This is a genomic window from Escherichia sp. TW14182 (assembly GCF_000208525.1).
GTDB lineage: Bacteria > Pseudomonadota > Gammaproteobacteria > Enterobacterales > Enterobacteriaceae > Escherichia > Escherichia ruysiae.
The window spans coordinates 1-10549 of the sequence record NZ_AEJZ01000230.1 but is presented as its reverse complement, the minus strand read 5'-3'; the positions used below and the strand labels follow the sequence as shown (position 1 = coordinate 10549).

Annotated in this window: 8 protein-coding genes and 1 pseudogene; 5 read left to right on the top strand and 4 right to left on the bottom strand. The window is 46.5% G+C overall.

Annotation, left to right across the window (positions count from 1 at the left end; genetic code table 11):
- Positions 1-212: 212 nt before the first annotated feature.
- Positions 213-635, top strand: coding sequence for a universal stress protein (locus EQY_RS0117745; protein WP_000639547.1), 423 nt, complete (start codon positions 213-215; stop codon positions 633-635).
- A gap of 196 nt (positions 636-831) precedes the next feature.
- Here the strand turns inward: EQY_RS0117745 and EQY_RS0117740 are convergent, their stop codons facing one another.
- Positions 832-1470, bottom strand: a complete 639-nt coding sequence (locus EQY_RS0117740) for a uracil-DNA glycosylase (protein ID WP_071987974.1) — start codon at positions 1468-1470, stop codon at positions 832-834.
- 427 nt (positions 1471-1897) lie between these two features.
- Between EQY_RS0117740 and asrA the strand changes: the two genes are divergently transcribed.
- Genes asrA through asrC form a run of 3 tightly spaced genes read left to right on the top strand, consistent with a single transcriptional unit; the run spans position 1898 to position 4787 of the window.
- Positions 1898-2941, top strand: coding sequence for an anaerobic sulfite reductase subunit AsrA (gene asrA, locus EQY_RS0117735; protein ID WP_000279210.1), 1044 nt, complete (start codon positions 1898-1900; stop codon positions 2939-2941).
- Between the two features lie 3 nt (positions 2942-2944).
- On the top strand, positions 2945-3763 hold the full coding sequence (gene asrB / locus EQY_RS0117730) for an anaerobic sulfite reductase subunit AsrB (protein WP_001542543.1): 819 nt from the start codon (positions 2945-2947) through the stop codon (positions 3761-3763).
- A 10-nt stretch (positions 3764-3773) separates the two neighbouring features.
- On the top strand, positions 3774-4787 hold the full coding sequence (gene asrC / locus EQY_RS0117725; protein WP_000109844.1) for a sulfite reductase subunit C: 1014 nt from the start codon (positions 3774-3776) through the stop codon (positions 4785-4787).
- A 145-nt stretch (positions 4788-4932) separates the two neighbouring features.
- Here the strand turns inward: asrC and EQY_RS0117720 are convergent, their stop codons facing one another.
- The gene (locus EQY_RS0117720; RefSeq protein ID WP_237712275.1) at positions 4933-5157 is read right to left on the bottom strand and encodes a hypothetical protein; all 225 of its coding nucleotides are present in this window, start codon (positions 5155-5157) and stop codon (positions 4933-4935) included.
- A 1164-nt stretch (positions 5158-6321) separates the two neighbouring features.
- On the opposite strand from EQY_RS0117720, the pseudogene EQY_RS0117715 reads away from it, so the two are divergent.
- A pseudogene (locus EQY_RS0117715) lies at positions 6322-8305 on the top strand (prolyl oligopeptidase family serine peptidase).
- 190 nt (positions 8306-8495) lie between these two features.
- Here the strand turns inward: EQY_RS0117715 and EQY_RS0117710 are convergent.
- Both EQY_RS0117710 and EQY_RS0117705 read right to left on the bottom strand, forming a co-directional pair.
- On the bottom strand, positions 8496-9131 hold the full coding sequence (locus tag EQY_RS0117710) for a hypothetical protein (protein WP_001012683.1): 636 nt from the start codon (positions 9129-9131) through the stop codon (positions 8496-8498).
- A 380-nt stretch (positions 9132-9511) separates the two neighbouring features.
- Positions 9512-10549, bottom strand: a 1038-nt coding sequence (locus EQY_RS0117705) for an autotransporter outer membrane beta-barrel domain-containing protein (protein ID WP_000296784.1), incomplete at its 5' end; no start/stop codon positions are given.

The window sequence follows — 10549 nt, the reverse complement described above, 5'->3', positions numbered from 1 at the left end:
ACGCTACGTACTTCTCGGGGCGCTTACTTTTTGTGCGAGCAAAAACAGGTTGCGCAATAGTGTAGCGATACACCTCCAGTATACTTTCATAAAAGAATAATCTATCGTTAAAACTGGTTTAATTTAAAGGTTTTATGTATTGACATCTTTCATTATTTCACTTATCAAATTAATAACAGCAATAAAATAAATTTTATCTACTGGATATTAATATGATTTACAAAAATATTGCCGTAGCGGTTGCCGGACAGGACGATGATACTATTTTAATCAACAAAGCCCGTGCACTGGCCGAGCAGAATGATGCATACCTGACAATCATTCACATTGACGACATTAATGAGAAAATGGGACACGGCATTTACATGCCCTCGTGTGAAGATGTCATTTATGGAATAAGAACACATAACAGAGAACACATACAAAAACTTGCCAGCGACATCTGCAACAAGAAACTTAAAATTCGCATTGTTCCGGGTGAAATGCCTTTATCACTGGTTAAGGTTGTTAATGAAGAACAATGCGACCTTCTGATATGTGGACACCATCAGTCTTTTATACATAAACTGCTGCCCTCCTGCCGCGAACTGATAAACTCTCTGTCAGTTAATATTCTTGTTATTCCGCTTCCCTGATAAAATATAAATCAGTTATCCGTCGATAACGAGTTTTAATATAATGCCCGGTCTCAGGAGACAATTTGATACAACGCTCCGGTTCCGGGCTGCAGGTATCGTGTTGTACGGACATCTTTTCTTACCTCCATAAACAAAGCTTCCGGATAAATGTGTAACCTGACATTGTCGTCAGGCCGGAATGAACGTTGAGCAGTTATAAAGTATGACTGTTATTAGCCTCTGAACGCTGTGAATTTATCAATAAATATGCCTGATGAAGCGTTGTTTTTATTGCTTCCGTCACAGAAGGAGAACGACAGAGTGACAACGGACTGGGGTGAGGCATGGTCAGTAATGTTAGATGAGGGTATTCTCTCTCAAAAAACGAACGGGTTTGCGAGGCTGCCGAGCCAGCCAGAACGACAACCGTTAAATTCTTCAGTAAAGGCATCAGTGATTTTAGTATTTCCACACCCTTTATGATGTTATTGCGGGTCGGTGAGAGTTTTTTACCGGAGAGAGTAAGCCACGGCATCGTATTCCACAGAATAATATCTTTTCTTTTGATTCTGGTCTGTTTAAGAAAACGATGAAGATTCTGTTGAGACGGGCAGGGATTATCAAGTGACACGAACCTGGGCATCAGATCACTTCTTGCGGGTGATTGCAGTAATATTAACATTCTGGCCTTAACACCGCCATCAGCAGGGTCAATCCATGGCATGTCCACGCCTTTATCATGGTAACACTGCACCTGTCTGGTGAGAGAAGCAATATGGCAGGAATATAATGCGTTACATTTTTGCTTCAGAATGTCCGGATTTTTTAGTGTGCAGTTGTCGTCTTTTTTCACTCAGTCAGCCCTGTTGTCAGCTTCATGTTATGCTCATTTTGAGCCATATACGATTTCCATTCCGCACTGAAGTTATAATAAGACAGTTATATTTTTTCACCGACATGTTTACTACTGCTGATTCTTTTCGGTTTACGCAGTACATTCTGTCACCGGTTATGTTTTCCGTGATTTATGTTTATCCATCGTTCATTGCTGTTTCGTCCTCCCCTTTCATCGCCCCACACACAGAAACGGCATTTATCGTTCCGGTGTACATCGAGTAACGGCACCATCTTATGTGGGTACTTAAAGTACCACTTATTCATTATGGCGATAACAACAATCAGTTTTTTCCGTTGTTACTTTTAACGCTTCAGCGTTAGCGTAAAAAAAAGAAACGTTATTTTCTCAATATATCCTTCACTGACAGGCAATGGAGTATGTGATGGCGGTTAAAATCACGCCTGAAGAGTTCAGTCTGTTAATCCGGCGACTGAGCGCAAAATGGCGAGTTCTGGCGCCTTCTGCCGAGTTTCGCGGCGGGCGTTTTGCTGATACGGATAACATTATTTATCAGCAAATCCGGGGATGGGATGACCTGGTCTGGCAGGAGAAATCCCACATGTCACCCAGTACGGTTATTTCGCCGATAACAGAAACGCTCTTTTATTTTAATAAAGACACTATCCAGATTGCGGAAACGGATACCACGCCAGTACTGATATTTGCCCGCGCCTGTGACATCAATGCCATATCGCGACTGGATTATATGTACTTATCTAATGGGAATAATTCTGATTACAGTTATCAGCGGCTGCGCGACCATATTCGTTTTGTTCTGATTGAGTGCCCGCAAAGTTTTGAAAACTGTTTCTGTGTCTCCATGGAGAGTAATAAAACCGATAATTACAGTGCAGCAATGCGATTCAGTAATGACGGCGCCAGCGTTTTTATTAAGGATGCTTTTTTTGAAGACGCCTTACAGGGAATGGGACAGAGCACAGAATATGAGCCTGTCTTCGTCAGCGAAAATCCGGAACAGGTTACCCTCCCTGAAAAAATCTGTCAGTCCCCCCAAAGCGTTCGCGACATTATTATCAATCATCCGCTCTGGGATGAGTACAACAGCCGCTGTATTGGATGCGGACGCTGCACAACCGGGTGTCCGACCTGTACCTGCTACAGCGTTTTTGATGTGGCTTATGACGAAAATCCTCAGCGCGGTGAACGCCGTCGCCAGTGGGCCAGCTGTATGGTACCGGGTTTCAGCGATATGGCCGGCGGACACCGTTTTCGCCAGTCTGCGGGAGAACGTTTACGTTACCGTGCACTTCATAAAGTCAATGATTACAAAGCCCGCAATGGTACTGAACATATGTGCGTGGGCTGCGGACGCTGCGATGACCGCTGCCCTCAGTACATTAAATTCTCACGTATTATTAATAAAATGACTGCCGCGGTCCGGCAGGCACTCTCCGGGGAGGCATAACCAGTGTCAACGTGTTCCTGTCATGATAAAGAAAAGCACAGCCTTTTGCCTGCTGCATACCGCATTATTTCCATCACCCGTCATACACCACAGGAGTGGAATTTTCGTGTGGAAGTCGATTTTCCGGCCCGCTGGGGACAGTTTGTCGAAGTCTCCCTGCCATGCGTCGGGGAGGCGCCCATTTCTGTTTCTGACTGCGGAGAGGGCTGGATAGACCTGCTTATCCGCAATGTCGGCAAAGTGACCGGCGCGCTTTTTACCCTCCGTGAGGGCGACAGGGTATGGCTGCGTGGCTGCTATGGTAACGGCTATCCTGTCGATGCCTTCCGCCACAAATCTCTGGTGGTCATTGCCGGCGGTACTGGCGTTGCGCCAGTCAAAGGGTTAATGCGCTATTTCGTCGAAAACCCGCAGGAAATCAACCAGCTTGACATGATTTTCGGTTATAAAAACCGGGACTGTGTGCTGTACAAACAGGAAATGGCGAACTGGCGCCGGCACCACAATCTCATTCTGACCCTGGATGAAGGCGAAGCAGATGAACGTTACCGTACCGGGCGGGTCACTGACCATCTGGCAGCACTGACATTTGAAGATATCAGCACCATGCAGGCGATTGTTGTTGGTCCTCCGGTGATGATTAAATTCACCGTACAGATGTTGCTGGAAAAAGGGCTGCAGCCGGAACAAATCTGGGTGGATTATGAACGCCGGATGGCCTGTGCGGTGGGGAAATGCGGTCACTGCCGCATGGGGGATGTCTATGTCTGCGTCGATGGTCCGGTTTTCAACTATGCCGTAGCCCGTCAGTTTGCAGACTGAGGAAAAAATGATGAGTGTGGATATTGATATCATTAAGGCCCGGGCAAACAACGAATATCGTCTTTCGAAAGTCCGTGGTGAGGCCATGATAAGCGTACGTATACCCGGCGGCATTCTGCCCGCTCACCTGCTGACTGTGGCACGCGAGATTGCGGAAACCTGGGGTAACGGTCAGATCCATCTGACCACCCGCCAGAAACTGGCCATGCCGGGTATTCGTTACGAAGATATCGACAAAGTGAATGCCGCACTGGAACCTTTCATTCGCGAAATTGAAATGGAGCTGTGTGATGTTCAGGTTGATGATCCGAAAGCCGGATACCTGGCGATTGGCGGACGCAACATTGTCGCCTGCCAGGGTAACCGGATTTGCCAGAAAGCCAATACCGACACCACAGGTTTATCCCGGCGGCTGGAAAAGCTGATTTATCCCAGCGCCTATCACCTGAAAACCGTCATTGCCGGGTGTCCGAATGACTGTGCCAAAGCCTCCATGTCAGACTTTGGCATTATTGGTGTGGCCAGAATGCGTTTTACGGCAGAACGTTGCATCGGATGTGGCGCCTGTGTGAAAGCCTGTGCGCACCACGCCGTGGGGTGCCTGTCATTAAAGAATGGAAAAGCCACAAAGGAAGAGTCGCTCTGTATCGGATGCGGAGAATGTGTTCTGGCGTGTCCCACCCTCGCCTGGCAGCGTCAGCCACAGGAGTTCTGGCAGGTTCGCCTGGGAGGAAGAACCGGTAAAAAAACGCCACGGGCAGGGAAAGTTTTCCTGAACCTGGTTACAGAGGATGTCATCAGGCAGGTCATATCAAACCTGTTCGAATTTGAAAAAGAAATGCTGGGAGGTAAACCGGTTTACCTCCATATGGGGCACCTTATCGATAAAGGCGGTTATCTGCGCTTCAAAGAGCGTGTACTACGCGACGTACAGCTAAACCCTGAAGCCATGGTCGCCGAACGTATTTACTGGGTAGAAGATGAATCCGTTGCCCGTATTCACCTTCTGCCCACCAGGCATTAATTCCTTCCGGGCTACAACATTCTGAATGCTGTAGCCCGTTTGTATGATTATCCGGGAAAACAGAAAGAGCGGAACACAAAGTCTTACTGTCCGGGCAGCACTTCGTTAACCGGTGCACTTTGTCTGATGGGATGGTTTTGCAAAATTACGTCCGGGAGGGATTTTCTTTGTCGTTCACATGGCCTTTTCTGGCGCTGAATGCTTCATAAATTAAGCGTAATCCAAAACAGATAATGGCTAACGGCACACCCCATTTTACGTCAGCAGATATGAAACCGAAACTCTCCAGAAGAGACAGTATTCCGGCCATCACGATAAAAACACCTGAAAACATAAATTCATCCTTTTCCGAAAACGGGTGAATAAACATTCCGGTTATTCCCGGCGTAGCGTGCTGTAAAAAAAGTAAGCAGGTGCAGTCACGGTCCTGATGTTTAAACTCCCACATTGCGTTTTCCTGTTTAACAGGAAAAACACCTTACAGCCGTGTTGATAAAAAATGGCGCGCAAACTGCCCCCGAAGTTGGTTTACAGAATAAGAAACGATAAAAGAGAGAGCTAAACTGTTTCCTGCGAATATTTACGCACGCGCCCCGGAATGTATGCACTGTATTGTAGAACACCAGAAGAAGCATTCTGATTAAGAATGTCAATCTCATTTTAAGGATACAGAATAGCGATTTACCTTCAATAGTAATATTTGTCAATCAAGGTAAAGATAAGGCAGCTTTTCTGTTTTTTAGATAAAAGAGAAACCTGCTGTACGGATGTACATCATTTTTTGTAAAATTAATAACAACAGTTTTTCTGTGGCTGTTTATAACCAGCAACAAAAATAGACATGGTCACACTAACGTGAGTAGGCAGGTTAACAATCGACGGTAGCTTGTATGTAATGAAACCCGATGGCTGCTATCCCCCAGAATTAGCAAAATGCGCTTATATCTCCCCTGCATGGCAGAAAGATTGATTTTCAGCAAAAATTATCTGTTTCATCTTTCATGCCAGCATTAATATTGAACTGTTGCAGGAAAAATAACGCTACATGTACAAAAAAAGCAGGTGTGATGGTTCGCTTCAGTAAGGTATTATCAACAATAATAGTCCTTATTCTGAATCGCTCTTTCAGACGTCCATGGTGACCAGAGAATGTTTTTCGAGCCACAGATGAAATCTGTGGTCAGATAAGCAAGTTCACCGGGTGTACAATCCGGAGCACAAGCACAGCGATATCTGGTAAGTTATCCCGGACAAATGCTGGTGCATAATTGATTTACAAATACAGGAAGCCAGAAAGGCAGTCTGTCATGAAGGTCGTAAGCATCATCCTGAGCTCGGGGGTAAACATTTGCGTGGCCGGGAACACATTCAGGCATGTGTATCTGGAGCCAGAATAAAGAAAACGCTGTTACTCGCTTCTCACATTCACGGTAATATGCAGCTATCGTTTTCAGGTGTTACGCCAGGCCGGGAATTCATTCCGGACACAAGTTTATTAAACGCGATTGTCCAGACTACAGGAGCAATATTTGTTATGACAGTATTATCCGGCAGTATCTCCCACAATTCAGTCTCCGACGATGAATTCCTGTGGCTGGAAGAGCTGCAGGGTGATAAATCTCTACAATGGGTCCAGAAGGAAAATCAGCGCACCATAGCGCACTTTGCCCGGAACCAGAATTTTTTACGTATTGAGCGAGAGGTTCTGAATATCCTTAATAAAGACTCACAAATCCCCTGGGTAAGTAAATATGGCGATTACTATTATAATTTCTGGCAGGATCAGTCTAACCCACAAGGTGTGTTGCGACGAACCACTCCGGATGAATACCGAAAGGAGCATCCGCTCTGGGAAACAGTACTGGATATTGATGCGTTGTGTAAAACGGAAGGCAGGGAGTGGATTTTTCAGGGCTTGTACCCTCTGGCTCCGGAATACCGCCATTGCCTGTTATACCTGTCACCGGATGGCGGTGATGCCACTGAAATTCGTGAATTCGATCTGGTGACCAGATGTTTCATTAAAGACGGGTTCAACATACCAGTGGCAAAAAGTCAGGTGTCCTGGGTTGATCAGAACACGCTGTTTATAGCCACTGAACGTCGCAGAAACGTTGTATGAAGCGCAGCACGAAGACATGGAAGTCTTTGCTTACCACGACCACACACCAGGCTTTGAGCGTAGTTTTGTCGGCAGGATGACAGACTTCTGGTGCCGGGATTATTTCTTGCTGGCACAGGGTGACCAGCTTATCAAAATCGATATCCCGGCTGATGCTGAACTGGATACACATCGGGAATGGATGTTAATCAGGCTGACCAGTGACTGGGAGGTCGGCGGTAAACATTATCCTTCCGGTGCACTGCTGGCGACTGATTTTGACGACTTTCTGACAGGTAAGCGTGAATTACAGTTGTTGTTTGCTCCCTCTGCCGGGAGCGTGTTAAGCGATTACGGTAAAACGCGTGACTATTTGATCCTCAGTATCATAAGTAACGCGACCAGTCGACTGGAAGTACTGATGCCACAGAAGAACGGCTGGCTGCGTCGCCCACTGGCCAGCCCCGTGACTATGAGTATTATTTCTGCTGAGGCTATTGATGAAGAAAGCAACGACTGTTTTCTGACCGTCAGCGGATTTCTGCAACCTGCCACTCTGTATACCGGTAACCTCGACGAGGGTGAAATCACATTATTGAAACAGCAACCACAGGACTTTGACGTTACAGGTTACCAGGTCAGCCAGCATTTTGTTCGCTCCCGGGATGGAACCCGTGTGTCGTATTTTCAGATTGCCGCTAACAATCTCAGGCTGGACGGCAGCACGCCAACACTGCTGTATGGTTACGGCGGTTTTTCCGAGTCACTGCTACCGGACTATCTGGGGGACGAGGCACCGGCCTGGCTGGAGCGCGGAGGTGTGTATATCGTGGCCAATATCCGTGGGGGCGGTGAGTATGGTCCAGCCTGGCACAAAGCGGCGCTGAAACAAAACCGACACCGCTCTTTCGAAGATTTTGCTGCCGTAGCAGAAGATCTGATTGCACGAAAGGTAACCTCTCCGCATCATCTGGGCATTCGTGGTGAAAGTAACGGAGGATTACTGACAGGCAATATGCTGACGTTGTATCCGCAGTTGTTCGGATGCATTGTCTGTGGCGTGCCTTTACTGGATATGAAACGCTACACGCATCTTTCGGCTGGTGCGTCGTGGATTGCGGAGTTTGGTGACCCGGACAAGCCCGAAGAGTGGAAGTTCATCAGAACATTTTCTCCGTACCATAATATTAAAGCGGAAGTAAACTATCCACCGGTGTTGTTTTATACAGCCACCAGTGACGATCGCGTCAATCCAGCCCATGCGCGTAAAATGGCTGCACGCATGCAGGCGATGGGTCATCAGCAGGTCTACTTTTATGAGAATACGAAAGGGGGACACAATGCTGCCGCAGATAAACAACAATCAGCATTTATCAGTGCGCTGGTGAGCGAGTTTATGTGGTCTCATTTGAGATGATGATAAAAAAGAAATATTGTCATGCGAGGTTATTTCTGCATCGTAATGGTACAGGAGACAGATAATCCGGAAAGGTGTTATATCACTGTCAACATGGTTGTCAGTGATTCCGGTAACAGATGTCTGAACCGACTTCTGGTCGTGACAGAAATAACTCCCCCGGATAAGAGAGTTCACTCCGGTAAATATCTTATCCGGGAATATTCATGCCAGGGGGAGTAAACGCCTGCTGAACAGTGCCATCCAGCGAGTCGGAAACTAATAACAACGTGATTATCGGTACAGACAATAACATGACAGAAATAAAAAAAAGATTATCTGTGAGTGTTTCAGAACGCTCACAGATACACATAACACATTCCACTGACGCAACCGAATAAATTCCCCCACATATTGTCATTACTAATATATTACTGAAACCGATATAGTCACCTGAATGAAGCAACACCGGGATCAGGAGAGATGTATATAGTATCATGCTCAGCAGTGCATCCGACAACAAGCAGCGAACACGCTTAATTTTTTTCATAATTCTGTATGCCAGCCAGAGCCCGGTCGTTATTTTCCCCATAAAAGGCAACATCATGAAAAGAACAATCAGAGCGATACTGACAACGCCCGCGCTCACAACCTTTCTTATAAAATCTTTCCGGTGACAGATAATAAATAAAAAAACAAATGCGCATATCCCCCCCCCGGGAATCACTAAAAAAAACATCTTTGGCATAAAAAAAACACCAGTCCAGACGGCCAGTAATACCAGAAAGAAAAAACTTCCCTGGCTGGAACTTTGTTTTTTCGGCATGTTATCCGTACAACCGTTCATGTTGTTGCTTCCTTTTTTGATGAAACATTGCATTTGTTTACTATTTTTCATCGTAGATATATGTGACAGATTGTTCACTCAGATAATTATTCATCAGAACGAATCATATTATTATAATCCTCAGAAGTTATTATTGGCTGACAGATTCTGTTCATAAACAACATCTCTTTATGGTGGGGACATAATATAAACAAGTAAAAAAACGGGAAACATAGTTCAAACTCTGTAGTTAGAAAAACTTCTTATCGCGTAATGCATTATGTCGAAGCCGGATATTGAATACAGGACATATATCTTTATCAGGGTTATTTCCTCCAGTAAGCTCTGCTTTACATGCGGATAAAAGCCCCCTCCCTGGGTTGCTTTTATCTTCAGGGGGCTCAGAAAGTATATTTAACGCCCAGCATGGCTGAAGTGTCGCTGTACCCCTTATCACCTGTCTGTACTCCCACATTACCCCAAAGATTCAGACGGTCATTTATCTGTCCTTCAACACCTGCTTTCACTTCCCCGATATTGCGGGCACCGCCCTGATGTACCGTAACGCCGTTCATGCGGGTACCAAAATCACGGGTGTTGTGCAGCCAGTTCACCTCCACGAACGGGCGGAACTCGCGGAATTTACCGTCGTCCATTCTGTTATGTCCCTTAATCCAGGTTTTCACACCCAGACGGGTACGGACGTTACCGTCGCCGGTACTCTCAACACGGGTACCATTGCTTTCACGGTGTTCATCCGCTTTTACCCCCATCCAGACAACCTGTGCCTGAGGCTGAACATACCATTCATTCAGACTGCCATGACTGCTGTTGAACTCACCCGCTTTCCAGGTATAACCGGCCTCCAGTGAAGCTGTAAGACCTTCTGATTTCCAGGACTCGCCCGGCAGTCCATCACCTTTCACATGGTTGTCAAACCAGCCGTACTGTGCCCACATATCCAGATAAGCCCCGTTATGTGTTTCATCATTGGCAAACCAAGTGGCATACAGTCCTGTGCTGTATCCGTTTACACTACCTTTTGAGCGATATCCAGTGCGCACAGAGTGCGTATTGTTATGGTCGTTACCGTAACCGGCCATAACGCCAAGGTGCCAGCGGTCAGTTTCTCCCCGGCCCCACTGTGCAATGTCTCCCCCCAACTGAACAACATAACGGTTACCCTGTGTTTTCAGCTGACCTGTACCATCACTCCAGCGGTTATGTCCCCCTTCGTGACGCATCCACATACTGGTATTTTTCGTCTCACCGGTCATGACATCGGTGTACTGCACCGGCCCCAGACGCTCATGAAGACGGGTCACAAACATGGTGTTTGCTGCAGCCATGTTTGCCGTATAGGAGCCGGCTTCCGGACGAAGGTCATTATCATAATGCTCCGGAGCGGGTTCTGGTTTTGTTTCTGGTTTTGTTTCTGG

Bases quoted from the DNA above. Each gene is read 5' to 3' on its own strand.
- EQY_RS0117720 (WP_237712275.1), bottom strand. From the start codon at position 5,157: ATGTTTATTCACCCGTTTTCGGAAAAGGATGAATTTATGTTTTCAGGT.
- EQY_RS0117745 (WP_000639547.1), top strand. From the start codon at position 213: ATGATTTACAAAAATATTGCCGTAGCGGTTGCCGGACAGGACGATGAT.
- EQY_RS0117710 (WP_001012683.1), bottom strand. From the start codon at position 9,131: ATGAACGGTTGTACGGATAACATGCCGAAAAAACAAAGTTCCAGCCAG.
- asrC (WP_000109844.1), top strand. From the start codon at position 3,774: ATGAGTGTGGATATTGATATCATTAAGGCCCGGGCAAACAACGAATAT.
- asrA (WP_000279210.1), top strand. From the start codon at position 1,898: ATGGCGGTTAAAATCACGCCTGAAGAGTTCAGTCTGTTAATCCGGCGA.